Origin of the sequence: Pseudomonas lundensis (genome assembly GCF_001042985.1) — a bacterium.
Lineage (GTDB): Bacteria > Pseudomonadota > Gammaproteobacteria > Pseudomonadales > Pseudomonadaceae > Aquipseudomonas > Aquipseudomonas lundensis.
Window position 1 is genome coordinate 36,501 of record NZ_JYKY01000009.1, and the last position, 26,213, is coordinate 62,713.

At 56.2% G+C, this 26,213-nt stretch carries 22 protein-coding genes and 3 tRNA genes; 11 read left to right on the forward strand and 14 right to left on the reverse strand.

Annotated elements, in window-relative coordinates:
• Positions 1 to 64 precede the first annotated feature (64 nt).
• A complete protein-coding gene (phnX, locus tag TU74_RS09475; protein WP_048376237.1) occupies positions 65 to 892 on the forward strand; it encodes a phosphonoacetaldehyde hydrolase in 828 nt (275 codons plus the stop codon).
• Between the two features lie 50 nt (positions 893 to 942).
• Here the strand turns inward: phnX and TU74_RS09480 are convergent, their stop codons facing one another.
• Positions 943 to 1,503 carry an NADPH-dependent FMN reductase gene (locus TU74_RS09480; RefSeq protein WP_048376238.1) on the reverse strand — a complete coding sequence of 187 codons (561 nt, stop codon included), beginning with the start codon at positions 1,501 to 1,503 and terminating at the stop codon, positions 943 to 945.
• Positions 1,504 to 1,708: 205 nt separating this feature from the next.
• On the opposite strand from TU74_RS09480, the gene TU74_RS09485 reads away from it, so the two are divergent.
• Positions 1,709 to 1,930, forward strand: a complete 222-nt coding sequence (locus TU74_RS09485; RefSeq protein WP_048376240.1) for a hypothetical protein — start codon at positions 1,709 to 1,711, stop codon at positions 1,928 to 1,930.
• Positions 1,931 to 2,049: 119 nt separating this feature from the next.
• On the opposite strand, the gene TU74_RS09490 is transcribed toward TU74_RS09485, so the two are convergent.
• The 4 genes from TU74_RS09490 to TU74_RS09505 all read right to left on the reverse strand — a co-directional run bounded on the left by TU74_RS09490 (position 2,050) and on the right by TU74_RS09505 (position 4,777).
• A complete protein-coding gene (locus tag TU74_RS09490) occupies positions 2,050 to 2,622 on the reverse strand; it encodes a GNAT family N-acetyltransferase (protein WP_048376242.1) in 573 nt (190 codons plus the stop codon).
• 96 nt (positions 2,623 to 2,718) lie between these two features.
• The gene (gene dnaQ, locus TU74_RS09495; protein WP_047277946.1) at positions 2,719 to 3,477 is read right to left on the reverse strand and encodes a DNA polymerase III subunit epsilon; all 759 of its coding nucleotides are present in this window, start codon (positions 3,475 to 3,477) and stop codon (positions 2,719 to 2,721) included.
• Positions 3,470 to 3,922 carry a ribonuclease HI gene (gene rnhA / locus TU74_RS09500; protein WP_047276573.1) on the reverse strand — a complete coding sequence of 151 codons (453 nt, stop codon included), beginning with the start codon at positions 3,920 to 3,922 and terminating at the stop codon, positions 3,470 to 3,472. The genes dnaQ and rnhA overlap by 8 nt, the downstream gene beginning before the upstream one ends.
• 96 nt (positions 3,923 to 4,018) lie before the next feature.
• Positions 4,019 to 4,777, reverse strand: a complete 759-nt coding sequence (locus TU74_RS09505; RefSeq protein ID WP_047276574.1) for a methyltransferase domain-containing protein — start codon at positions 4,775 to 4,777, stop codon at positions 4,019 to 4,021.
• Positions 4,778 to 4,850: 73 nt separating this feature from the next.
• On the opposite strand from TU74_RS09505, the gene gloB reads away from it, so the two are divergent.
• From gloB to fabI, 8 genes are all read left to right on the forward strand, one after another.
• On the forward strand, positions 4,851 to 5,630 hold the full coding sequence (gene gloB / locus TU74_RS09510; RefSeq protein WP_048376244.1) for a hydroxyacylglutathione hydrolase: 780 nt from the start codon (positions 4,851 to 4,853) through the stop codon (positions 5,628 to 5,630).
• Between the two features lie 99 nt (positions 5,631 to 5,729).
• The gene (locus TU74_RS09515; protein ID WP_047276576.1) at positions 5,730 to 7,130 is read left to right on the forward strand and encodes a transglycosylase SLT domain-containing protein; all 1,401 of its coding nucleotides are present in this window, start codon (positions 5,730 to 5,732) and stop codon (positions 7,128 to 7,130) included.
• A 130-nt stretch (positions 7,131 to 7,260) separates the two neighbouring features.
• Positions 7,261 to 9,114, forward strand: coding sequence for an extracellular solute-binding protein (locus tag TU74_RS09520; RefSeq protein WP_048376246.1), 1,854 nt, complete (start codon positions 7,261 to 7,263; stop codon positions 9,112 to 9,114).
• Positions 9,111 to 10,952 (forward strand): extracellular solute-binding protein, encoded by a 1,842-nt coding sequence (locus TU74_RS09525; protein WP_048376248.1) that lies wholly within the window; start codon positions 9,111 to 9,113, stop codon positions 10,950 to 10,952. The genes TU74_RS09520 and TU74_RS09525 overlap by 4 nt, the downstream gene beginning before the upstream one ends.
• Complete coding sequence (locus tag TU74_RS09530; protein ID WP_047276581.1) at positions 10,953 to 12,026, forward strand: microcin C ABC transporter permease YejB; 1,074 nt, start codon at positions 10,953 to 10,955, stop codon at positions 12,024 to 12,026. It begins immediately after the preceding gene.
• 1 nt (position 12,027) lies between these two features.
• The gene (locus TU74_RS09535; RefSeq protein WP_047276583.1) at positions 12,028 to 13,047 is read left to right on the forward strand and encodes an ABC transporter permease; all 1,020 of its coding nucleotides are present in this window, start codon (positions 12,028 to 12,030) and stop codon (positions 13,045 to 13,047) included.
• A gap of 1 nt (position 13,048) precedes the next feature.
• Complete coding sequence (locus TU74_RS09540; RefSeq protein ID WP_048376250.1) at positions 13,049 to 14,659, forward strand: ABC transporter ATP-binding protein; 1,611 nt, start codon at positions 13,049 to 13,051, stop codon at positions 14,657 to 14,659.
• A 19-nt stretch (positions 14,660 to 14,678) separates the two neighbouring features.
• The gene (gene fabI, locus TU74_RS09545; protein WP_047276587.1) at positions 14,679 to 15,473 is read left to right on the forward strand and encodes an enoyl-ACP reductase FabI; all 795 of its coding nucleotides are present in this window, start codon (positions 14,679 to 14,681) and stop codon (positions 15,471 to 15,473) included.
• A gap of 253 nt (positions 15,474 to 15,726) precedes the next feature.
• Here the strand turns inward: fabI and TU74_RS09550 are convergent, their stop codons facing one another.
• From TU74_RS09550 to TU74_RS09590, 9 genes are all read right to left on the reverse strand, one after another.
• The gene (locus TU74_RS09550; protein WP_047282921.1) at positions 15,727 to 17,598 is read right to left on the reverse strand and encodes a SurA N-terminal domain-containing protein; all 1,872 of its coding nucleotides are present in this window, start codon (positions 17,596 to 17,598) and stop codon (positions 15,727 to 15,729) included.
• 229 nt (positions 17,599 to 17,827) lie between these two features.
• The gene (locus TU74_RS09555) at positions 17,828 to 18,100 is read right to left on the reverse strand and encodes an HU family DNA-binding protein (protein WP_003183171.1); all 273 of its coding nucleotides are present in this window, start codon (positions 18,098 to 18,100) and stop codon (positions 17,828 to 17,830) included.
• 148 nt (positions 18,101 to 18,248) lie between these two features.
• Positions 18,249 to 20,645 carry an endopeptidase La gene (gene lon, locus TU74_RS09560; RefSeq protein ID WP_048376251.1) on the reverse strand — a complete coding sequence of 799 codons (2,397 nt, stop codon included), beginning with the start codon at positions 20,643 to 20,645 and terminating at the stop codon, positions 18,249 to 18,251.
• Positions 20,646 to 20,809: 164 nt separating this feature from the next.
• On the reverse strand, positions 20,810 to 22,093 hold the full coding sequence (gene clpX / locus TU74_RS09565) for an ATP-dependent Clp protease ATP-binding subunit ClpX (protein WP_047276597.1): 1,284 nt from the start codon (positions 22,091 to 22,093) through the stop codon (positions 20,810 to 20,812).
• Positions 22,094 to 22,199: 106 nt separating this feature from the next.
• Positions 22,200 to 22,841, reverse strand: coding sequence for an ATP-dependent Clp endopeptidase proteolytic subunit ClpP (gene clpP, locus TU74_RS09570; protein ID WP_047276599.1), 642 nt, complete (start codon positions 22,839 to 22,841; stop codon positions 22,200 to 22,202).
• Positions 22,842 to 22,932: 91 nt separating this feature from the next.
• The gene (gene tig / locus TU74_RS09575; RefSeq protein WP_047277961.1) at positions 22,933 to 24,243 is read right to left on the reverse strand and encodes a trigger factor; all 1,311 of its coding nucleotides are present in this window, start codon (positions 24,241 to 24,243) and stop codon (positions 22,933 to 22,935) included.
• 397 nt (positions 24,244 to 24,640) lie between these two features.
• Positions 24,641 to 24,725, reverse strand: a tRNA-Leu gene (locus tag TU74_RS09580).
• A 56-nt stretch (positions 24,726 to 24,781) separates the two neighbouring features.
• Positions 24,782 to 24,857 (reverse strand) — tRNA-His (locus TU74_RS09585).
• 40 nt (positions 24,858 to 24,897) lie between these two features.
• Positions 24,898 to 24,974, reverse strand: a tRNA-Arg gene (locus tag TU74_RS09590).
• Positions 24,975 to 25,254: 280 nt separating this feature from the next.
• On the opposite strand from TU74_RS09590, the gene folD reads away from it, so the two are divergent.
• A complete protein-coding gene (folD, locus tag TU74_RS09595) occupies positions 25,255 to 26,109 on the forward strand; it encodes a bifunctional methylenetetrahydrofolate dehydrogenase/methenyltetrahydrofolate cyclohydrolase FolD (protein ID WP_047276671.1) in 855 nt (284 codons plus the stop codon).
• Positions 26,110 to 26,213: the final 104 nt, after the last annotated feature.

Sequence of the window (26,213 nt, forward strand, 5' to 3'; positions counted from 1 at the left end):
ACAAACGCTGGTTGAACGTAAATTTCTCCGTGCGGTTACGACCGCTCACACAGGATCCAACGACATGAACTACACCAACCCCCACACGCTTCAAGCCGCCATCTTCGACTGGGCGGGCACCGTGGTCGACTTCGGTTCATTCGCCCCTACGCAGATTTTTGTCGAAGCGTTTGGCGAGTTCGATGTACACGTTTCCATCGAGGAAGCACGCGGCCCCATGGGTATGGGCAAGTGGGACCACATTCGCACCCTGTGCAATCAGCCGCAGATTGCCGAGCGCTACAAAAAGGTCTTTGGCCGCACCCCGACCGATGATGACGTGACGGCCCTTTATGAGCGCTTCATGCCGCTGCAAATCGAGAAAATCGCCGCGCACTCGGCGTTGATCCCCGGTGCGCTTGAGACCATTGCCCAATTGCGCGCCCAAGGCTTAAAAATCGGCTCTTGCTCGGGCTACCCCGCACAGGTCATGGCCAAAGTCGTCGAACTGGCGGCCTCCAACGGTTACGTCGCCGACCATGTGGTGGCAACCGACGACGTACCCAACGGGCGTCCATGGCCTGCTCAGGCGCTGGCCAACGTGATCGCGCTGGGCATTGAGGACGTGGGCGCTTGCGTGAAGATTGACGACACCATGCCGGGCATTCTTGAAGGTCGCCGCGCGGGCATGTGGACAGTGGCGTTGGTGTGTTCGGGCAACGCCCTGGGCCTGACATGGGAGCAATTCAACGCGCTGGACGCGCAGACACTGGCCAGCGAGCGCACGCGCATTCACGCGCTGTTCGAGGGCTCACGCCCGCACTACATGATCGACACCATCATGGACTTGCCGCCCGTGATTGCAGACATCAATACGCGTCTGAAAAACGGCGAAATGCCACAAAGTAGCTGACCCGATTCAACGGAGGACAGCGGCCAATGGCGCCGCTGTCTTCACCGCATTCAGGCTGGCGTGTTCAGCTCAACCCACTGCACATACGCATCAATAAAGGCTTGCAGGAAGGGACGGGTTTTTTCCGAGAGTGCGCCGGACTCATCAAAAGCCGCGCCCGCTCCGCCCAGATAGGCTTCTGGCTGCTGCATGCACGGAACATTCAGGAACACCAGCGACTGGCGAAGGTGGTGGTTAGCCCCAAAGCCGCCAATGGCGCCAGGGGAAACGCTGATCACAGCGCCCGGTTTGCCGCTGAAGACACTTTGACCGTACGGGCGCGATCCCACATCGATGGCGTTTTTCAGCGCACCCGGCACTGAACGGTTGTATTCGGGGGTCACAAACAGCACCGCATCGGCCTGGCGAACCTGATCGCGAAATGCCGTGTACGGCGCAGGCGCCAGGGTGACATCAATGTCTTCGTTATAAAGCGCCAGCTCGCCAATTTCGACAATGCTCAGCTTCACGTGGGGTGGCGCCAGGTGCGCCAGGGCGTGTGCCACTTTTCGATTGAGCGAGTCCTTTCTCAAACTCCCGACCAGTACTGCAACGTTGTAGACCTTGCTCATGGAAACCCCCGAAGCTGCTGTAGGAAAGCTGTAAGAACGTTAGTTATAGATGATCGGACGCCTTTCTTGCACCCCGGTTCACCCTATCGACCGGCAAGCCTGTAAAGTAGCCGGACTATTTTTTCCACAGCGTTAAACTTCCCCGGCTGATCAACGGTCTACAAGAACCGCAAATTGGGTGTTTATCTCCAGAGGTTCTCTACAAATGGCAGCAGTGCTCGTTGGGCAGTTTCATGCAAGAGACGCGGAAGGCCGTGTTTATTCCGTGCATGAGTTTCAAGACTCCACTCTTGGAACAGACGGTCAGCCGGTCATCACGTACAAGTTGGCGATTGGCGACCGCGTCAAGAAAATAAGTGATACCGAATTCGAACTGGTGCAATCAGGCATTGCCCTGCTTCGCGAGCCTGAACCCGCTCACTCTTAACACGTCATTTTTGTGGGAGGCGCGCCTGTCGGGTGGTGCACGATCATGCGCCTTGGCTGAGAAGTCGCTGCGCGCAGCGGGTATCACACGACACGTTCAACCCTGCGTTGACTGACGGCTCATGCCTGCTTTTCAAATAGCAAATACCAGAAGATCGCCACCTCGGCTGTCTGCGGATCAATCCCGCGATAGCGCAAATGATCGACCCCGCCTACCTGATCCCCACAACGCTCGTACAAACGGCACGCACCGATGTTGTTGTTCTGGGTTTCCAGCATGATGCCCGGCAGCTTTTTCTTGTGGCTCCAGAACCTCACCACTTCCAGCAATGATCGGGCGACCCCATGGCGACGGGCGCCAGCAATCACGGCCAATTCGTCAACGTGGGCAAAACCGTTCCAGTTGGTACTGACCACTACGTGGCCTACGGCCTGGCCATCGAGATAAGCCATGAACACGGCGCTGTCTGGCGCGCCCCGATAACTGGCGAACTCGTCGGGATCGATTCCGTAACACTTGCGGTAGGGTGTGATCCGGTGCAGGGGCCATTCATCGACGCGCGTGTGCAGGTCTACCTGGGCGTAAGCGCGTACTTCAAAACTGAAATCGTTGCACCACACATAGGGCGCGAACCCTTCATCCGCCAGGCGCACAGACACTTCAGGATTTTGCGGGTTTATGACCAGATGCATGGGTGAGCCGATCCTTGTGTGCGGGCACCTCTCACCCAGGTGCCGCCGATGGCGACAAGGGCTGCCAGCCCTTGCCGAGACCTCAAAGGGGGTCGTTTATTGCAGCGTCTGCTGCTTGGCTTCAAGCAGTTGCGCCCATAACGAAGGGGCGCCCGCAGACTTGGCAATCGCTTCGAGCCGCGCTGCGTGCTCAGCCATATCGCTTTCACTTGCACGAATAATCCGACCCGGCTGACGATCTGCGGGCAAACGGCGGATTTCAGTGGCCTGGTTGCCGGAGCCTTCGCCCGAGCCATTGCCGTCAGAGGCATTCCCGGCCAACGACAGACTGGTCTGCCCACCCGTCATGGTCAGGTAAACGTCTGCCAGGATCTCGGAGTCGAGCAAGGCGCCGTGCAGCTCACGGCCCGAGTTATCGACGCCATAGCGTTTGCACAAGGCATCGAGGCTATTGCGCTGACCAGGGTGTCGGGCACGCGCCATCATCAAGGTATCGAGGATGGTGCAGTGCTGCGTGAGATCGGCGCGGTCGGTTTGCCCGATCAGGGCAAATTCGTTGTTCAGGAAGCCGATGTCGAACGCGGCGTTATGGATGATGAGCTGAGCGCCCTTGATGAACTCGAAGAATTCATCGGCCACTTCGGCAAAACGCGGCTTGCCCACCAGAAACTCGTTGGTGATCCCGTGGACGCCAATCGCGCCCTCGTCGCTTTCACGGTCAGGTTGCAGGTACACGTGAAAATGCCGCCCGGTCAGGCGGCGACCCATTAACTCGACACAGCCGATTTCGATGACCCGGTGGCCATCGGTCACCGGCATACCGGTGGTTTCGGTATCGAGGACAACACTACGCATGCTTGAGGCCCCTCATTTCATCCACACCCCGATTGGCCAACTGGTCGGCACGTTCATTGCCCGGATGGCCGATGTGACCACGCACCCATTGCCACTTCACGGTGTGACGGCTGACTTGTTCATCGAGCAACTTCCACAGGTCGGCGTTTTTCACCGGCTCTTTGGACGCGGTTTTCCACCCGCGTTTTTTCCAGTTGACCATCCACTCGGTGATGCCTTTCATCACGTACTGGGAGTCCGTTACCAGCACGACTTCGCACGGACGCTTGAGTTCTTCAAGGCCACGAATGGCCGCCATCAGTTCCATGCGGTTGTTGGTGGTATTGGGTTCGCCGCCCCAGAGTTCTTTCTCGACACCCTGACACACCAGCAAGGCACCCCAGCCGCCGGGGCCGGGATTGCCCTTGCAGGCACCATCGGTGAACATTTCAACGCTATTGCTCATTACAACCTATCCAGAAAAGGGTGTTGTGGCCTGCCCATCATGGATCGGCAGCACCTGAGGCCGGATCGCTCCGGCCCTTCGTTTATTCAAGCGCAACTACGGTTGGCTGTGACGCCGGTTGACCTTGGCCATCGGCAAGGGAATCAGCTTGCCCATGGGCTCGCGTCGTAACGGATTGACCGGCCGCAAGCCAACCACCATCTTGCGTGCCACCAATATATAGAAGCCGCCACCGGCCAATTGCCAGTTGCCCGCCTTGTGTTCCCAACCTGATAAACGACGCTGCCAGGCCGGGGACGCGAGCGGCGGACGATAGCACCCGAAGCGGCGTTTCTCCAGCGCAAAGCCCAGCAGATTCAGCCAATCGGCCACGCGGGAGGGGGAAATACAACGCGCCTTGCTCAGCGCATCCTTGGCGAACACGTGGCGCAGGCCCCAGGTGCTCCAGGGGTTGATGCCCACGATCAGCAAATGCCCACCGGGCCGTACGCTGCTGGCGGCTTCGCGCAACAAGCCATGGGGCGACAGGCAGAAATCCAGACCGTGTTGCAGCACCACCACGTCGGCCGCGTGCTCGCACAGCGGCCAGGCCTGCTCTTCACAAAAAATCTCAACACCCGGTAATGGCGCCCCCAGGCGCACCGTGCGCTGGACTTGAGCCGCGTTGGGCGGGGTATCCGCGCCCGGCCCGTAATGCACCAGATAACCGCCAAAAAACCGGCCGAGTTCGTCTTCCAGTACACGTTGTTCATCTTCCAGCAATAACTGCCCGTGGGGACCGGACAACCATTCGCGCGCCGAACGGATCAGCGCCAGCCACTCAGGGTCAGCCTGAGCCAATGCTTTATCGGTCATTGCTCCTCCAACTCGCCATGTACCCATCACAAGCCCTAAGATGCGCCATTGTTTCGCACTTGGGAATTGCGCCATGCTACAGATCGATGCACTGCCTGCCTTCAATGACAACTACATCTGGTTGTTACAGGACACTGCCAGCAAACGCTGCGCGGTCGTGGATCCGGGCGACGCTGCGCCGGTCGAAGCCTGGCTGGCCCAACACCCGGACTGGACCTTGAGCGACATCCTGATCACCCATCACCACTTCGACCATGTTGGTGGGGTTGAACAGTTGCACCAACAGACTAACGCCAAGGTCTGGGGCCCGGCCCAGGAAACCATCCCCGCACGACAAGCGGCCCTTAACGACAACGATCGCATCGAGGTGCTGGGGTGTACGTTCGAGGTCTTCCTACTGCCCGGCCATACCCTTGGGCACATCGCCTACTATCACGCGCATCCGGCAACCCCGCTGCTGTTCTGTGGCGACACCCTGTTTGCGGCGGGTTGCGGCAGGCTGTTTGAAGGCACCCCCGAACAAATGCATCGCTCCTTGGGCCGACTGGCGGCGCTGCCCTGTAACACCGCCGTGTATTGCGCCCATGAATACACGTTGAGCAATTTGCGCTTTGCTCAGGCGGTGGAGCCGGACAACGCGGATATCAAGGCGCGCATCGAACAAGTCACGCAATGGCGAGCCAAGGATCAGATCAGTCTGCCGTCCGATATCGCACTGGAATTACGTACCAACCCTTTTTTACGGGTTAACGAAACATCCGTTAAAGAAAAAGCTGACGAATGGAGCGGGCAGGACAATGCCTCGCCGGGCGCGGTGTTTGCCAGCTTGCGCCGCTGGAAAGATAAGTTCTAATCAGGGTCGCGGTTGGCACAAAAATTCTGAACAGTTGACCGCGTCCCACCTGCTTTCTAGAATCGCCCGACATTTTTGCCCGGAACTTACTTCCAGCCAATGTCGTCATCTATACGTAACTCCCTCAAAACAGACGCATTGACGCGCCTTGCGCAAGCCATCGCGCTGGCCGTGTCCGCTGTACTGGCGGGTTGTCAAAGCATGGATCATTCGGCTCAAACGTCCGAAAGACCCTCGCTCAAACTGACCAAACGCATTCCTCAAGAGCCGATCTGGCTCAACGAAAAACCCAGCCCTGCCGCCCCGCAAGATGTGTGGGAGCGGATGCGCCAGGGGTTCAAGTTGCAGGAAGGCGCGGACGTTAACCCGCGAATAGAACAGCAGCGCCTCTGGTTCGCCAGCAACCCGTCGTTTCTCGAAAACGCGGGCGAGCGCGGCAGCCTTTATATCCACTACATCGTGGAGCGCCTCGAAGAGCGCAACATGCCCCTTGAACTGGCCCTGCTGCCAGTGATTGAAAGTGCCTACAACCCAATGGCGTATTCCCACGCCAATGCCGTAGGTCTCTGGCAGTTCATCCCCTCGACCGGTCGCTACTTCAACCTGCGCCAGACCCGCGCTTACGATGGTCGCAAAGACATTACCGCTTCGACCCTGGCGGCCATGAATTACCTGACCCGCCTGCATGACATGTTTAATGGCGACTGGTTGCTGGCACTCGCGGCTTACAACGCGGGCGAAGGCACGGTGAGCCGTGCGATCGAACGCAACGAAAAGCTGGGCCTGCCTACCGATTACTGGAACCTGCCCCTGCCCCAGGAAACCAAGGACTACGTCCCTAAGCTCCTGGCATTGTCCCAAGTGGTGATGGCCCCTGAAGCCTATGGCATCAACCTGAACCCTATCGCCAACGAACCGTACTTCGAGATGGTCGAAATCAAGCAGTCCATGGACTTGTCCCGTGTGGCAGCGCTGGCTGAAATCGACGAAGACGAAATGTTCCAGTTGAACCCGGCCTACAAGCAACGCGCCACCACCGATGGCCCGCAGCACTTGCTCGTACCGACCTCCAAGGCTCAATTGCTGACGGCCAGCCTGTCCAACCTCAAACCTGAAGAATTGGTCAGCCTGCGCCCTAAAAAGGCTGTCTTCGATACCGTCGCCAGCACCACGCCACGCCTCAAGCGCACGTACAAAGTCAAAAGCGGCGACAACCTGACCACCATTGCCAAAGCCAACAGGGTCAATGTTCGCGACTTGCAGCGCTGGAACAAGCTCACCGGCAAAAACCTCAAGGCCGGTCAGATGCTGGTCATGCAGGACACACGCAAACCCGCGACCCGCCAGAAACCCACGCAATACAAGGTAAAAAAGGGCGACTCGCTGTACATCGTCGCCAAGCGGTTCAACGTTGAGATGCAACACCTCAAGCGCTGGAATCCCAACAGTGCCAAGGCACTCAAGCCAGGGCAGATGCTGACCATTTCAAAGCCTCGGTAAGCGTCACGCCGTCAACGCAGCGGGCAATCCAGCTCCTACATAAATGTGGGAAGCAGATTGCCCGTTTTGCTTTCCGGTGCAGTCTTTTTCCTACAGATACAAGCTGTTACTGTACGGAAACCCAAGCCCAATGCCGGATCGGATCTCTGACTTGAAGCGTCCCCTCCTCCCGTTACTGCTCTGCCTGGCCTTGAGCGCCCCCGCCTGCGCAACCCTCAGCGAAAGCCACGGTTATGCGCAGTTCGGCACACTCAAATACCCGGCCACATTTACCCATTTCGACTGGGTCAACCCTGACGCGCCCAAAGGCGGGACGCTCAAGGTCATGGCGTTTGGCACGTTCGATACGCTAAACCCCTATACCTTCAAAGGCACCAGCCCGGTTTCAACCCCCAATTTCTTGCAATACGGGGTCAATGAGCTCAATGAAACCCTGATGGCGGGCACCGGCCAATATGCTCCCTCCGGCGACGAGCCGACCGCCAGTTATGGCTTGATTGCCCAATCGGTTGAATACAACGAAGACCGCAGCTGGGTCGTGTTCAACCTCAGGCCCGAAGCGCGCTTTCATGATGGCGCCCCCATCACAGCCTACGATGTGGCGTTTTCATACAACCTGCTGCTCAAAGAAGGCCATCCGCAGTACCGCACCAACCTGCAAGAAGTGCAGCGCGTGGACATTCTGGGGCCCAAGCGGATCCGGTTTGTGTTCAAGCGTTCGGGCAACCCGCTGCTGATTTTGCGCCTGGGAGAGCTGCCGGTGTTGCCCCAGCATTACTGGGCCACGCGCGACTTCAAGGCCACGACGTTCGAACCGCCGCTGGGCAGCGGTCCCTACCGGATCACTAAAGTGACGCCGGGACGGCAACTGATGTTTGAACACGTCAAGAACTGGTGGGGCGCCAACCTGCCAGTCAACCGTGGCAAATACAATTTTGACCGGGTGGACGTTGAGTTTTACCGCGACAGCGATGTGGCGTTCGAAGCCTTCAAGGCCGGTGAATTCGATATGTATATCGAACATCAGGCCAAAAATTGGGCCAATGGCTACAACTTCCCGGCCGTGCGCCGGGGCGAAGTGATCCAGGCGCAAATCCCTCATCACATCCCGACTCAAACCCAGGGGCTGTTCATGAACAGCCGCCGCAGCACGTTCAATTCAACCGGCGTGCGTGAAGCCATGGGCTTGATGTTCGATTTTGAATGGACCAACCGCACCCTGTTCAACGGCGCCTACCAGCGCGCGACGAGCTTTTATCCCAACAGCGATTTCTCGGCCAGCGGCATTCCACAGGGTCATGAATGGCTACTGCTTTCGCCTTGGCGCACGCAATTGCCGCCCGAACTGTTCAAACAGGCTTTTAGCCTGCCGCAAACACAAGGGCGCGGCATCCCCCGCGACACCCTGCGTCGCGCGCTGGCCTTACTGGCCGACAATGGCTGGAAACTCTCCGGGCAACGCTTGATCAATAGCGAAGGAAAACCGCTGAGCTTTGAGATATTGCTGGTAAATCCAAACCTTGAGCGCATTCTGCAACCGTACGTGGAGAACTTGGCGAGCATCGGCATTGCAGCGCGGCTGCGTACGGTGGACCGGGCCCAGTACAAACAGCGTCTGGATCAGTTCGATTTCGACATGATCCTCATGACCCTTGACCAGACCCTGAGCCCCGGCCTTGAGCAGTGGCAGTACTTTCACTCGAGCCAGGCCAACGTCAAGGGCAGTAAAAACTATGCAGGCGTGGCCAATACGATTGTCGACCAACTGCTCGAAAAGCTGCTGGCCGCGCAAACCCGTGAAGAGCAATTGGCCGCAGGCCGGGCACTGGATCGTGTCCTGTTGTGGCAGTACTACAGCATCCCAAACTGGTATCTGAATTATCACCGCCTGGCGTACCGCAACCGGTTCGCCTTCGTGACTACGCCGCCCTACACATTGGGCTTGAGTGCGTGGTGGCTAAAGCCTACGGAGAAATCCCAATGATGCCTTTGCGTACCCTGCTAAAGCCCCTTGGCGGCCTGCTATTGGCCGGTGTCAGCTGCCTCGTGCTGGCCGCCCCGCAACATGCCCTGACCCTGTACGACGAACCGCCAAAATACCCGGCCAATTTCAAGCACCTCGATTACGTGAACCCGAATGCGCCCAAAGGCGGCACCTTCCGCAAATCCGCCCTCGGCACGTTCGACAGCCTGAACCCGTTTATCAATAAGGGCGTTACGGCCGATGACATCGATCTGACCTACGACACCCTGGCCCGTCAGAGCCTCGACGAACCGTTTACCGCCTACGGACTGATCGCAGAAAAAATCGAAAAAGCCCCTGACAACAGTTGGGTGCGTTTTTATCTGCGTCCGCAGGCCAAATTCAATGACGGCCACCCGATCCGCGCAGAAGACGTGGTGTTCAGCTTCGACACCTTGATGAAAAGCGCCTCGCCGCTGTTCAAGAGCTATTACAGTGACGTAGAAAAAGCGGTCGAAGAAAACCCGTTGCAGGTGAAATTCATCTTCAAACACACCAAAAACCGCGAATTGCCGCTGATTCTCGGACAACTGCCGATTTTGCCCAAACACTGGTGGGAATCTCGCGACTTCAACAAGGGTAATCTCGAAATACCCGTCGGCAGTGGCCCTTACACCATTACCGAGATCAAGCCGGGCCGTTCGATACGCTACGAACGCAACAAGGACTACTGGGGCAAAGACTTGCCCATCAATAAAGGCCTGTACAACTTCGACGCCATCACCATCGATTATTTCCGCGATAACAGCGTCGCGTTTGAAGCACTCAAGGCCGGCCAATTCGATTACTGGCTGGAAATCAGCGCCAAAAACTGGGCAGGTGCTTACAACGTGCCTGCGGTCAAACAGGGTCGCCTGATTAAAGAAGAAATCCGCAACGCCAACCCCACCGGTATGCAAGGCTTTATTTTCAACCTGCGCAGGCCGAGGTTTCAGGATGTGCGCGTGCGTGAAGCCCTGAACCTGCTGTTCGACTTTGAATGGGCCAACAAACAGCTGTTCAACGGTTCATATGCGCGCACCAGCAGCTATTTCGAAAACTCGGACATGGCCGCCAAAACACTGCCGAGCGACGAAGAACTGGCGATTTTGGAACCGTTGCGCGGGCAAATTCCCGACAAGGTCTTCACCGAGGTGTACAAACCGGATGTGACCGACGCCAGCGGCATGATTCGCGAGCAGCAGCGCCGCGCGTACAAGCTGTTACAAGACGCCGGGTGGCGCATCGTTGACGACAAGATGGTCGACACCCAGGGCAACCCGGTAAAGATTGAATTCCTTCTGGCGCAAACCGAATTCGAACGCATCTTGCTGCCGTTCAAGCGCAACCTCAGTGACTTGGGCATCGACTTGCAAATTCGTCGCGTCGACACCTCCCAATACCTGAACCGTCTGCGCTCAAGGGACTTCGACATGATCATCGGCAGCTTCCCGCAATCCAGCTCGCCGGGCAGTGAGCAACGCGAGTACTGGGCCTCTGAAAGCGCCGAAAAACCGGGCAGTCGCAACTTCATGGGCCTCAAGGACCCAGCCATCGATCAACTCACCGAAGGGCTGATCAATGCCGACTCCCGCCAGAACCTGATCACCCATGCCCGCGCGCTGGATCGCGTGTTGCAGTGGGGGTTCTATGTCATTCCCAACTGGCACATCAAAACCTGGCGCGTGGCCTATTCCAACCACATCGGTCACCCGGCCGTCACACCGCTGTATGACATCGGCACCTCCACATGGTGGGTCAAACCTGATGTCGAGCCGGTCACTGCTACCCAACCCACAAGCGAAAGCCTGGAGCCTTAGATGCTGGCCTATATATTCAGGCGACTGCTGCTGATTATTCCGACACTCTTCGGGATTCTGCTGATCAACTTCGTCATCATCCAGGCCGCTCCCGGCGGCCCGGTGGAGCAGATGATTGCCAAGCTCGAAGGTTTTGACGGCGCGACCAGCCGGATCGCCGGGGGCGGCTCCGAAGTGTCGGTCGCAGGCTCCAACTACCGTGGTGCGCAGGGGCTGGACCCTGCGCTGATTCAGGAAATCGAAAAAATGTACGGGTTCGACAAGTCTGCCCCGGAGCGCTTGTGGATCATGATCAAGAATTACGCCCACCTGGACTTCGGGGAGAGTTTTTTCCGCGACGCCAAGGTCATTGATCTGATCAAAGAAAAAATGCCCGTCTCGATCTCGCTCGGCCTGTGGAGCACGCTGATCATGTACCTGGTGTCGATCCCGCTGGGGATCGCCAAGGCCACGCGGCACGGCAGTCATTTCGACGTATGGACCAGCTCGGCCATCATTGTCGGGTATGCGATACCCGCCTTCCTGTTCGCCATTTTGCTGATTGTGGTGTTTGCCGGCGGCAGCTACCTGGACTGGTTTCCCTTGCGCGGCCTGACCTCCAACAACTTCGATGAACTGAGCCTGGGCGGCAAGATCCTCGATTACTTCTGGCACCTGGCCTTGCCGGTCACGGCGCTGGTGATCGGCAACTTCGCGACCATGACCCTGCTGACCAAAAACAGCTTTCTGGACGAAATCAACAAACAGTACGTGGTAACGGCCAAGGCCAAGGGGCTGACCCGTCATCGCGTGCTGTATGGCCACGTGTTTCGCAACGCGATGTTGCTGGTGATTGCCGGTTTCCCGTCTGCTTTTATCGGCATCTTCTTTACCGGTTCCTTGCTGGTCGAAGTGATTTTCTCGCTGGACGGGCTGGGTTTGATGAGCTTTGAAGCGGCGATAAACCGTGACTACCCCGTGGTTTTCGGCACGTTGTTCATCTTCACGCTGGTCGGCTTGCTGGTAAAACTGATCGGTGACCTCTCATACACCCTGGTTGATCCGCGCATCGACTTTGAAAGCAGGGAGCATTGAGATGACGTTATCGCCCCTTAACAAGCGACGATTCGCACGGTTCAAAGCGAATAAACGCGGCTGGTGGTCACTGTGGATTTTTTTGGTGCTGTTCACGCTCAGCCTCGGCGCCGAGTTGATCGCCAACGACAAACCGCTGGTCATCCGCTACGACGGCGAGCTGTACTTTCCTGCCCTCAAACGCTACCCCGAGACCGACTTTGGCGGTGAGTTCCCGCTGGAGGCCAATTACAAGAGCCCTTACATCCGCGAACTATTGGCCAAAAAAGATGCCTGGGTGCTGTGGCCACCCATTCCGTATAGCTATCAGAGCATCAACTACGACCTGAAAGTCCCGGCTCCCGCACCGCCTTCAGCCGAAAACTGGCTCGGCACCGATGACCAGGGGCGCGACGTGCTGGCGCGGGTGATTTACGGCTTCCGGATTTCGGTGCTGTTCGCCCTGACCCTGACGATCTTGAGTTCCATCATCGGTGTGATTGCCGGTGCGCTGCAGGGCTTCTACGGAGGCTGGGTCGACCTGGCAGGTCAGCGCTTTCTGGAGATCTGGTCCGGATTGCCAGTGCTGTACCTGCTGATCATCCTCGCCAGTTTTGTGCAGCCCAACTTCTGGTGGCTGCTGGGCATCATGTTGCTGTTTTCGTGGATGAGCCTGGTGGATGTCGTGCGGGCCGAATTCCTGCGGGGTCGCAACCTGGAGTACGTTCGGGCCGCCCGTGCCCTGGGCATGCAGGATATGGCCATCATGTACCGGCACATTTTGCCTAACGCCATGGTGTCGACCATGACGTTCATGCCGTTCATTCTGACCGGTGCGATCGGCACCCTGACTGCGCTGGACTTTCTGGGCTTCGGCCTGCCGCCGGGAGCGCCCTCTCTGGGCGAGCTGGTCGCCCAGGGTAAATCCAACCTGCAAGCGCCGTGGCTGGGCATGAGCGCGTTCGCCGTGCTGGCAATCATGCTCAGCTTGCTGGTGTTCATCGGTGAGTCCGCTCGCGATGCCTTCGACCCGAGGAAATGAAATGACGCAGGACAATCTGATCGAAGTGCGCGATCTCTGCGTCGAATTCGTGGCCGGGGAGCAACCGCAGCGTGTGGTGCAAGGCGTGAGCTTTGACATCAAACGTGGCGAAACCCTGGCACTGGTGGGCGAAAGCGGCTCAGGCAAATCTGTCACGGCCCACTCGATCCTGAGGCTGCTGCCCTACCCCATCGCCCGCCACCCCGGCGGCAGCATCACCTATGCGGGGCAGGATTTACTGACGCTGGACGAGAAAAAACTGCGGCACATCCGCGGCAACCGCATCGCCATGATTTTTCAAGAGCCGATGACGTCACTCAACCCCTTGCACAGCATTGAAAAGCAGATCAATGAAGTGCTGGGGCTGCACAAAGGGTTAACGGGCAAGGCAGCCACTGAGCGGACGCTGGAGCTGCTGGACCTCGTAGGCATCCCAGAGCCCCGCAAACGGCTAAAGGCCTTGCCACACGAGCTCTCCGGCGGCCAGAGACAGCGTGTCATGATTGCCATGGCCCTGGCCAATGAGCCTGAGTTGTTGATTGCCGACGAACCCACGACGGCGCTGGACGTCACGGTACAGCTCAAAATCCTCGATTTGCTCAAAGATTTGCAGGCCCGGCTGGGCATGTCGCTGTTACTGATCAGTCACGATTTGAACCTGGTTCGACGAATTGCTCACAGAGTATGTGTCATGCAGCGCGGTTGCATCGTCGAACAAACATCGTGCGAACAGCTGTTCCGTTCGCCGCAACATCCTTACACCCGGGAACTGCTCGGTGCAGAACCCAGCGGAGGCCCAGCGGATACCGTCGCAGGCCCGCCGCTGCTGAAGGTCGAGGACCTGAGAGTCTGGTTTGCGATCAAAAAAGGGCTGTTGCGCAAAACCGTTGATTACGTAAAAGCAGTCGATGGCATTAACTTCAGCCTGCCCCGTGGTCAAACGCTGGGCATTGTGGGGGAAAGCGGATCGGGCAAATCGACGTTGGGGCTGGCGATTTTGCGGCTGATTGCCAGTCGCGGCGCGATTCATTTTGGGGACAAGCAGCTAGACTGCCTGTCGCAGAAAGACGTCAGACCGTTGCGACGCCAGATGCAGGTGGTGTTTCAGGACCCGTATGGCAGCCTCAGCCCGCGCATGAGCGTCAGCGAAATTGTCGGTGAAGGTTTACGCATTCACGGCATGGGCACCGCTCAAGAGCAAGAAGCCGCCATTATTGAGGCGTTGCGTGAAGTAGGTCTGGATCCTGAAACCCGGCACCGTTACCCTCACGAGTTTTCAGGTGGACAGCGGCAGAGAATCGCCATTGCCCGCGCGTTAGTGTTGAAGCCAGCGTTGATTTTGCTGGACGAGCCAACCTCTGCGTTGGACAGAACGGTACAACGCCAGGTCGTCGAGCTCTTGCGTGCTCTGCAAGCCAAGTACAACCTGACGTATTTGTTTATCAGCCATGATTTGGCGGTAGTCAAAGCGCTGAGCCACCAATTGATGGTGGTCAAGCAAGGCCAAGTGGTCGAACAAGGTGAGGCGTATTCCATTTTTGCCTCGCCGCAACATCCATATACACAGCAGTTGCTGGAAGCCGCCTTTTTGGCACCAGTGGCTGTCGATTAATCTGATAGAGGAACAACACATGGGTTTTCTCGCCGGTAAGCGCGTCCTGATCGTCGGTGTCGCTAGCAAATTGTCCATCGCTTCTGGCATTGCTGCCGCCATGCACCGTGAAGGCGCTGAACTTGCTTTCACTTATCAGAACGAAAAGCTGAAAGGCCGCGTTGAAGAGTTCGCCGCAGGTTGGGGCTCCAGCCCTGAACTGTGCTTCCCTTGCGACGTTGCCAGCGATGAAGAAATTGCCAAGGTCTTCGAAGACCTGAGCAAGAAGTGGGACGGTCTGGACTGCATCGTTCACTCCGTGGGCTTCGCTCCGGGCGACCAACTGGATGGCGACTTCACCGACGCCACCACCCGTGAAGGTTTCCGCATTGCCCACGACATCAGCGCCTACAGCTTCGTGGCCCTGGCCAAGGCTGGCCGCCCGATGATGAAAGGCCGTAATGGCAGCCTGCTGACCCTGTCGTACCTGGGCGCAGAGCGCACCATGCCCAACTACAACGTGATGGGCATGGCAAAAGCCAGCCTGGAAGCGGGCGTACGCTATCTTGCTGGCAGCCTGGGCCCGGAAGGTACGCGCGTTAACTGTGTATCGGCAGGCCCGATCCGCACGTTGGCCGCGTCGGGCATCAAGAATTTCCGTAAAATGCTGGCAGCCAACGAAGCGCAAACGCCTCTGCGTCGCAACGTGACCATTGATGAAGTCGGTAATGCCGGCGCCTTCCTGTGCTCTGACCTGGCGTCGGGCATCAGCGGTGAAATCATGTACGTTGACGGCGGCTTCAACACCACCGCAATGGGCAACATCGAAGAGTAACTCTTCGCTGTCGCTGCCTTGAAAACGCCCGGTGCAGCCACTGCATCGGGCGTTTTGCGTTTAAGGTCGGCGCTCCTCCTGCTCTTCCCTCGTCGCATGCGCCGCTACACGGCCAGCCCCCTGATCACGCGAGGACCGCATTCCCTCTGCGTACCCTAATCGCGAGGGAGCTACTGGCCCGTTTCCCAAGCAAAAAAAATGGCCGCTCCATGAGCGGCCATTTTGGTTGAGGCTAAACGCTTGATCTCACGGCTTAGTAGCGTTCGACCTTGGCCTCGTTTTCCAACTGCTTGCGGAAAGCAGAGAAGTCCTGCTGACCGGCACGCGAGGCGAGAACGCGACGATACGTAGCTTTCTCTTCTGCTGTCGGCTGGGCACCGTCATTGACGGCATTCAACCGCAGCACAACAACACTGCCATCCGCCAGGGTAACGCTGCTGAACGTCGGCTTGTCCTTGGAGGCTGGCTTGGGCATGCGGAATACGGCTTGCAAGACAGCCGGATCGATACCGTCCTGACCTCGTGCCACCCCTTGCTCAACCTTCCAGGCATGACCATCAACCGGCTGATTCAACGGCAACTTGCCATCGCGCAGACCTTTAATGATGTCCTCAGCCCGGGTTTTAGCCGCAGCACTGGCGTGCTCTTTAACCAATTGCGCACGAATGCTTGGCGCGACCGCTTCCAGCGGCAATTGCTCCGGCTTGCGGTGCTCCTTGACGCGCAATACGACCACGGTCTCAGGATCAAGCTCAATGGCAGAGCTGTTCGCCCCCTCATCCATCACTTCAGTGCTGAATGCGGCCTGAACCACAGCGCGGTTGGCGGCAACCCCTTCTCCACCTTCACGACCAAACGGTGCAGAGGTGTGAACGGTCAACTTCAGCTCCTGGGCTGGCTGCGCCAGATCAGAGGCTTCAAATGCCGAATCTTCAAGCTGCTTGCTAGCATCGACAAAGCGCTGCTCGACCTGTTGTGTTTTCAGGTCACGCGTCAGTTTGTCTTTGAGGCTGGCAAAGGTCGGCACCTCAGGCGCTTCCACACCCAACAGTTTGATCAAGTGGTAGCCAAAGCTCGTGCGAACCGGCTCGGACACCTGGTCTTTGTTCAGCGCATACAGGGCTGTCTCAAACACCGGGTCGTAAACACCCGGGCCTGCGAAACCAAGATCACCGCCGTTAGCCGCCGAACCTGGATCCTGAGAGAACTCCTTGGCCAATGCCTCGAAACTTTCGCCCTTGGCCAGACGTTGTTGAATCTCGGCGATTTTGGCCTTGGCTTGCTCGTCGCTGACTTTGTCGTTCACTTCAATCAGGATGTGCGCGCCACGACGCTGTTCAGCCAAATTGGCGATTTCTTTCTGATAAAGCGCCTGAAGCTCGTCATCCTTGACCGCCACCTGATCAAAGAAAGAAGACTTCTTCAATTCGATGTAATCGATCACAACCTGATCAGGGGTCATGAACTCTTTGGCGTGCTCGTCGTAGTAGGCCTTGATCTCGTCATCGCTCAATTTCACCGCAGCAGGATCGGCCTTGATGTTCAGCGAGTCGAAATCGCGGGTCTGTTTTTCAAGACGGGCGAAGGCGTTGACTTGCTCATCGGTAACGAAACCACTGCCTGCCAAACCGGCGCGCAGCTGACCAATCAGCATTTCTTCAGCCAACATGTCACGAAATTGCAGACGGCCGTAGCCCAACTGGCGGATGACCTGATCGAAACGCTCGGGACTGAACTTGCCATCCACCTGGAACTCTGGCGTTTGCAGAATCACTTGGTCCAGCGCGGCCTCAGAGAAAGAGAACTTGGACTGGTTGGCACCTTGCAGCAACAGCTTGCGGTCGATCAACCCTTTGAGGGCCGACTCACGCAGCATTTTCTCGTCCAGAAGCGAGGCATCGAAATCCTTGCCCAGTTGCTGCATCAGCTGACGACGTTGCATGTCGACGGCCTGGCTCAACTCGGTTTGAGTGATTTCTTCACCGTTTACCTTGGCTGCATCCTTGCTGGTCGAAGTGGCTTGAAAAATGGCATCGAAACCGGTCAACGCCATTAACGCGACGATGACACCGATGATGGTCTTGGCAATCCAGCCTTGTGAATTGTCCCTGATATTTTGCAGCATGCTTCCCCCAGAAACGGTCTTGCTTAATGAACAACCGTGGAGCGTGGGTAGAGTCCGGATAGAAGAAAGGCGCATCCGAGGATGCGCCTTCTCGTAACTGGCGGAGCGGACCGGGCTCGAACCCGCGACCCCCGGCGTAACAGATCGATATAGCCATCGACCGCACTACCGCTCCGCTGCCAAGCCTGGCGTGCGCCTGACCCGGTTGGGTAAAAGGTGTAGCAGAAACTCAGTTAACGGCTTCTTTCAGCGCTTTACCGGCTTTGAAACCTGGCTTTTTAGCAGCAGGAATTTCCAGCGTTTTACCGGTCTGTGGGTTACGACCAGTACGAGCAGGACGATCGGTTACAGAAAAAGTACCAAAGCCAACCAGTACCACAGAGTCGCCAGCCTTAAGAGCGCCAGTGACGGATTCGATTACTGCGTCCAGCGCACGGCCGGCGGCAGCTTTCGGGATATCAGCAGATGCAGCGATAGCATCAATCAGTTCCGACTTGTTCACTCTAAGTCCCCTTATATCTATCTGAGTATGTTTCTAAAGTTTTTTGGTCAAAGCAAAACGACTGCTGAAGCACTTACGGACACTTATAGAGCCGCTTTATAACAAGGGCTCTAAAAAGCGTCAAGAAAGCCCCTCAGGCGAATCCGTATTAATGCGTGCTAATTCTTTCCTTAGAGTCAGACTCTCGTTTGTCTTCCTTGGCGACAATCTCGGGAGCCTCGTCCGGCAAGGGCTCCGGCGCGTATTGCAGCGCAATTTGCAGGACTTCGTCAATCCATTTAACCGGTTTGATTTGAAGATCCTGTTTGATGTTGTCAGGGATTTCCTTCAGATCACGGACATTTTCTTCAGGAATAATTACTGTCTTGATCCCACCACGGTGAGCAGCCAATAGTTTTTCCTTCAAGCCCCCGATGGCCAATACCTGACCACGCAGTGTAATTTCGCCGGTCATCGCAACATCGGCCCGCACGGGAATCAACGTCAGCGCGGAGACCAAAGCGGTGCACATTCCGACACCCGCGCTCGGGCCGTCCTTGGGCGTAGCGCCTTCAGGCATGTGGATGTGAATATCGCGTTTCTCGTGAAAATCCAACGGGATACCCAGACTTTTAGCGCGACTGCGCACAACCGTCAGGGCTGCCGTGATCGACTCGACCATGACATCGCCCAGCGAGCCGGTCTTGATCAGTTGACCTTTGCCAGGCACGACTGCGGCTTCAATCGTCAACAGCTCGCCGCCCACCTGAGTCCAGGCCAGACCGGTTACCTGACCAATCTGATCTTGCTGTTCAGCCAAGCCATAACTGAATTTTCTTACACCTAAAAAGTGCTCGAGCAAATCAGACGTCACCACCACAGAGAAGCGTTTTTCCAACGCATGCTCTTTGACGGCTTTACGGCAGATCTTGGCAATTTGACGCTCAAGCCCTCGTACACCGGCTTCACGGGTGTAGTAACGAATGATGTCGCGAATGGCTTCGTTGTCGAATGCCAATTCGCCTTTTTTAAGGCCATTCGCCTCGATTTGCTTGGGTGCCAGGTATTTGACAGCAATGTTGATTTTTTCGTCTTCGGTGTAACCCGGCAGACGAATCACCTCCATCCGGTCCAGCAACGCTGGCGGAATGCTCATGGAGTTAGAGGTGCACAGGAACATCACATCGGACAGGTCGTAATCAACCTCGAGGTAATGATCGTTGAAGTTATGGTTTTGCTCAGGATCGAGCACTTCGAGCAACGCTGACGCGGGATCACCACGCATGTCGCTGCCCATTTTGTCGATTTCATCGAGCAGAAACAGCGGGTTACGTACGCCCACCTTGGTCATTTTTTGAATCAATCGGCCTGGCATCGAACCGATATAAGTCCGGCGATGACCCCGAATTTCAGCCTCGTCACGGACACCGCCCAACGCCATTCGCACGAATTTACGATTGGTTGCATGGGCGATCGACTCGGCAAGCGAGGTTTTACCGACCCCCGGAGGCCCGACCAGGCACAGCACCGGTCCACGGATTTTCTTCACCCGCTTTTGCACAGCGAGATATTCAAGAATCCGCTCTTTAACTTCCTCCAGACCGTAATGGTCGGCATCAAGGATGTCTTCAGCGCGCTTGAGGTCCAGACGCACCTTGCTCTGTGCTTTCCAGGGCACCTGGACCAGCCAGTCGATATAGGAGCGTACGACCGTCGCTTCGGCCGACATGGGCGACATCTGCTTGAGCTTGTTAAGCTCAGCCTGCGCTTTGGCCATGGCATCTTTTGGAAGGCCGGCTGCATCGATGCGCTTTTTCAGTTCTTCAATTTCGTTGTGACCTTCGTCACCATCACCCAGCTCTTTCTGAATGGCCTTCATCTGCTCATTCAGGTAGTACTCGCGCTGACTGCGTTCCATCTGCTTTTTGACGCGGCCGCGAATGCGCTTTTCAACTTGCAGTAGATCGATTTCGGCGTCCAGCAGCGCGAGCACGTGCTCCACCCGGGTTTGCAGATCGATGATTTCGAGTATTTCCTGCTTCTGTTCGATCTTGAGTGCCATATGGGCAGCCATGGTATCGACCAGTCGGCTTGGCTCATCAATGCTGTTAAGCGAAGACAACACCTCAGCCGGTACTTTTTTGCCCAACTGCACATACTGCTCAAACTGCGAGAGCAGGCTGCGTACAAATACTTCGGACTCGCGCTCAGGCGCAGCCGCTTCTTCGATCAAGGAAACTTCGGCGCTCAGGTAGCCATCCGCCTGGCCAAATTTTTCAACAGCGCCACGCTGCTCACCCTCGACCAGCACCTTGACGGTACCGTCTGGCAGTTTCAGCAACTGCAAAACAGTGGCGATAGTGCCCACGCCATAAAGTGCGTCGGCAGTGGGATCATCGTCAGCAGGATTTTTTTGAGCCAACAGCAGGATTTGCTTGTCGCCCGTCATCGCAGCCTCGAGGGCCTCGATCGACTTCTCGCGTCCCACGAACAGTGGGATCACCATGTGCGGATACACAACGACATCACGCAACGGCAGGAGAGGCAATTCGATGGTTGTCTTCATGATTTCGCCTCTACGGCGGCCATACGGCCGTAATCAGATGGAAGTAAGCTTGAAGCCAAGATGGGGGCTGTCTCTAAAAAAAACAAGCGTTGATAGGCAGTAAAAACAAAGGGGCCCGAAGGCCCCTTTGTTAAACACGCACCATGTAACAAAGAGCTACACATTTACGCGTCTGGCGCAGCCTTGGCAGTCGCATCGTTGTTTTCGTAAATCAACAATGGCTTGGACTTGCCTTCGATAACGCTTTCATCGATCACCACTTTACTCACCTCGGACTGCGAGGGGATTTCATACATGGTGTCGAGCAGCACGCCTTCGAGAATGGAACGCAGGCCGCGAGCACCTGTTTTACGTTCCAGAGCACGCTTGGCCACAGCTTTCAGCGCATCCGCACGAAACTCAAGGTCTACACCTTCCATTTCGAACAGCTTGCCGTACTGCTTGGTCAGCGCATTTTTAGGCTCGGTGAGAATCTGCATCAATGCAGCCTCATCCAGCTCATCCAATGTCGCCAGTACAGGGAGACGGCCTACGAATTCCGGAATCAGACCAAACTTGACCAAATCGTCAGGTTCGACCTCACGCAGGGATTCACCTACCTTCTTGCCCTCTTCCTTGCTGCGAACCTCAGCACTGAAGCCAATACCGCCACGGGTTGAGCGAGCCTGAACGACCTTTTCGAGGCCGGAGAAAGCACCACCGCAAATGAAGAGAATATTACGGGTATCAACCTGTAAAAACTCTTGCTGAGGATGCTTGCGCCCACCTTGAGGCGGAACGGAAGCCACGGTGCCTTCAATCAGCTTCAACAGAGCTTGCTGCACACCTTCACCGGAAACATCCCGGGTGATGGACGGGTTGTCAGATTTGCGTGAAATCTTGTCGATCTCATCAATGTAGACGATGCCCATCTGAGCTTTCTCTACATCGTAGTCGCACTTCTGCAACAGCTTCTGAATGATATTTTCAACATCTTCACCCACGTAACCCGCCTCAGTCAGCGTGGTTGCGTCGGCAATTGTGAATGGCACATTCAGCAAACGAGCCAAGGTCTCTGCCAGCAGGGTTTTACCCGAGCCAGTAGGACCGATAAGCAGGATATTACTCTTGCCCAGTTCGACGTCGTCGTTCTTTTTGTCACGCTGGTTAAGGCGCTTGTAGTGGTTATAAACCGCTACAGCCAAAACCTTTTTGGCACGTTCCTGACCAATTACATACTGATCAAGGATGCCGCTGATTTCTTTTGGCGATGGTAATTTATGCGCACTGCTCTCGGCCTGGGCTTCCTGCACCTCCTCACGGATGATGTCATTGCACAGGTCGACGCATTCGTCGCAGATAAAGACCGAGGGGCCGGCAATCAATTTGCGCACTTCATGCTGGCTTTTGCCACAGAAGGAGCAATAGAGCAATTTGCCGTTGTCCTCGCCGTTGCGGGTGTCAGTCATTCGATCGATCCAAATCCGATAGGCTTGCAACACAAGATGAAGGCAACTGCAGGCTTTTTCAAGCCCACAGGTGGCCGGATAAACCAACCACCTACATTTGAGCTGCTTAAGCGGGCATTTGACGCTTGCTGAACACAGAGTCGATCAAGCCATATTCGGCTGCACGCTCGGCACTCATGAAGTTGTCACGCTCCGTGTCACGCTCGATGGTTTCGAGGGTTTGACCGGTGTGATGCGCCAACAGCGAGTTCAAACGATGACGGATGTTGAGGATTTCCTTGGCGTGAATATCGATATCCGACGCCTGCCCCTGGAAACCGCCCAGTGGCTGGTGAATCATCATCCGCGAGTTTGGCAGGCAATGACGCTTGCCCGGCGCACCGCCAGCCAACAGGAATGCACCCATGCTGCAGGCCTGACCAATACAGATGGTCGAGACGTCCGGCTTGATGAACTGCATGGTGTCGTAGATCGACATGCCTGCCGTTACTGAGCCACCAGGGGAGTTAATGTAAAGATGGATGTCCTTGTCCGGGTTTTCGGCTTCAAGGAAGAGCAACTGCGCCGCGACCAGGTTAGCCATGTAGTCTTCTACAGGGCCCACCAGGAAGATGATCCGTTCCTTCAACAGGCGCGAATAGATGTCATAGGCGCGCTCGCCACGGGCGGACTGCTCAACAACCATCGGGACCAAGCCGCCAGCGGCTTGAATGTCAGAGTTCTGCTGCATATAAGAATTGCGGGACATGTCCTGCAGTCACTCCCAAATAGTTCTGTCTTGAATACGCATAAGCCAGCACGAGGCTGGCTTATGGTTGTGTTTTCAAACGAATCTGAAATCAGTCGGCTTGTGGAGCTTCCACCGGCTTGACAGCTTCTTCGTAAGAGACCGACTTATCGGTCACCTTAGCCTTCTGCAGAACAGTATCCACAACTTGTTCTTCCAGCACAACCGAACGGACTTCGTTCAATTGCTGGTCATTTTTGTAGTACCAGGCTACAACCTGCTCCGGCTCTTGGTAAGCAGAAGCCATTTCCTGAATCATTTCACGAACGCGATCTTCGTCTGGCTTCAGGTCGAACTGCTTGACCACCTCAGCCACGATCAGACCCAGCACAACGCGACGCTTGGCTTGCTCTTCAAACAGCTCGGCTGGCAGTTGATCCGGCTTGATGTTGCCGCCGAACTGCTGAACAGCCTGAACGCGCAGACGGTCAACTTCGCTCGACAACAGCGCCTTAGGCACTTCAATCGGGTTGGCAGCCAGCAGGCCTTCCATCACCTGATTTTTAACCTTGGACTTGATCGCCTGACGCAATTCACGCTCCATGTTCTTACGAACTTCGGCGCGGAAACCTTCAAGGCCAGTCTCTTTGATACCGAACTGAGCGAAGAATTCTTCGTTCAATTCAGGCAGCTTTGGCTCAGAAACGGTATTAACCGTCACGGTGAACTCGGCAGTTTTGCCTGCCAGATCAAGATTCTGATAATCCTCAGGGAATGTCAGGGTCAGAACGCGCTCTTCGCCCGCCTTGGCGCCTACCAGACCTTCTTCAAAACCAGGAATCATGCGGCCCGAACCCAGAACCAACTGAGTACCTTGCGCCGACCCGCCCGCAAACACTTCACCGTCAACCTTGCCAACGAAGTCGATATTCAGCTGATCTTCGTTCTGAGCAGCACGCTCAGTGACTTCAAAACGAGTGTTCTGCTTGCGCAGTACTTCCAGCATCTTGTCCAGGTCAGCATCAGCCACTTCAGCGCTCAGACGCTCAACGGCAATAGTGTCCAGACCCGTCACTTCGAATTCAGGGAACACTTCGAAAGTGGCGATGTATTCCAGATCTTTGCCTTTTTCGAACACTTTAGGTTCTACAGATGGCTGACCTGCCGGGTTGAGTTTTTGCTCAACCACTGCTTCGTAGAAGGAAGCCTGAATGATGTTGCCCAGCGCTTCTTGACGCGCATCAGCTTCGTAACGCTGGCGGATCACGCTCATTGGCACTTTGCCTGGACGGAAGCCCGGGATCTTGGCCTTTTGGGCAGTCTGTTGCAGACGCTTGTTGACTTCAGCCTCAATACGCTCAGCTGGCACGCCAATGGTCATGCGACGCTCAAGAGCGGAAGTATTTTCAACAGAAACTTGCATGGATATTCCTCGTTGCACAGACGTTAGCCGGCCGTTTCCGACCCCATAATCAAGGGCATGCATTCTAGTAGGTCAAACTCAAGAAGTCACCCTACCGCATTCGTACCCGGAAACAGCACACGCATTAATAAGGAGCAGCATTCATTCGCTCACTCCCGGAGACACAACCTATAACCATAAAGACCGAATCAGAACCTTCCTATATAGAAGGCGACTCTCGGCCATAAACGCCCACCAAAAAGGCCCAGCTAAAGAGGAAAAGCAGAAATGCCTGACTCGACAACCCGCCTCTTTTGCACGATCAATGGCGCTTGAACATTTAAAAACGCCAAAACGAAAAAGGCGCAGCCCTTTTCAGGTGCTGCGCCTTTTTCAGCAAGTGGACGAGCCACTAATTTGGTGCGGACGGAGAGACTCGAACTCTCACACCTTGCGGCGCTGGAACCTAAATCCAGTGTGTCTACCAATTCCACCACATCCGCTTTTCAAACTTTTGAAGCAAAGACGCCAGATTATTAATCTGGCGTCTTTCTAAATATGGGGTGGACGAAGGGAATCGAACCCTCGACAACGGGAGTCACAATCCCGTGCTCTACCAACTGAGCTACGCCCACCATATTGCCTGTACTGCCTACTTGTGCCAAAGCTGCCTAATGGCGCACCCGGCAGGACTCGAACCTGCGACCATCCGCTTAGAAGGCGGATGCTCTATCCAGCTGAGCTACGGGCGCCTTATTAATCTGTACTCTGTGACGACTACAAACTAAGTGCTTTCAGTATCACCAAGCTAGACATCAACTTCGCTCTACCTTCTTAACCAGTGCTAGGCTGTGCCCGACAAGTGCGACGAATGTTATAGGTGAATCGGTAGGTCGTCAACTCTTTTTTAAAAAAAGTTCAGAAATATAAAGGGGTTAGGGGATTAAGCAGACCAAGCGCCTTTGCCCTCACGCCATGGCATGCGAGAATGCACGCCCTTTTTCCACCCTTTTCGATGGTTAATCACGCGTAATGACTGCACAACTAATCGACGGCAAAGCGATCGCCGCCAGCCTGCGCCAGCAGATTGCCAAACGTGTTGCCGAGCGTCACGAGCAAGGCCTGCGCACTCCTGGTCTGGCAGTGATTCTGGTCGGCAGCGATCCTGCCTCCCAGGTTTATGTTTCGCACAAGCGTAAAGACTGCGAAGAGGTAGGCTTTCTTTCACAAGCCTATGACTTGCCTTCCGATACCAAACAGCAAGACCTGACCGACTTGATCGACCGCCTCAATGACGATGCGAACATCGACGGCATTCTGCTGCAATTACCGCTGCCAGAGCATTTGGACGCCTCCAAACTGTTGGAGCGCATCCGCCCTGACAAAGACGTAGACGGTTTCCACCCCTACAACGTCGGGCGCTTGGCACAACGGATCCCGCTCCTGCGCCCTTGCACCCCCAAAGGCATCATGACCCTGCTGGAAAGCACAGGCCAAAACCTGTACGGAATGGATGCCGTCGTCGTAGGCGCCTCCAACATTGTGGGGCGTCCAATGGCCATGGAGTTGCTGCTGGCAGGCTGCACCGTGACCGTCACCCACCGTTTCACTAAAGATCTGGCTGGCCATGTCGGCCGCGCCGACCTCGTGGTGGTGGCCGCTGGCAAACCGGGCCTGGTCAAAGGTGAGTGGATCAAGGAAGGCGCCATCGTGATTGACGTCGGGATTAACCGTCAGGCGGATGGCAAGCTAGTGGGTGACGTGGTTTACGAGACCGCCCTGCCCCGCGCAGGCTGGATCACCCCCGTTCCGGGCGGCGTAGGTCCGATGACACGTGCCTGCCTGCTTGAGAACACGCTGTATGCCGCCGAGACGTTGCACGGCTAAGCGCTCAATCCATTGAGGCCAACGGCACCTTCGGGTGCCGTTTTTGTTGGCGATAACTCTCCAGACAAACAAAAGCCCGCACGAAGCGGGCTTGTGATGGTACG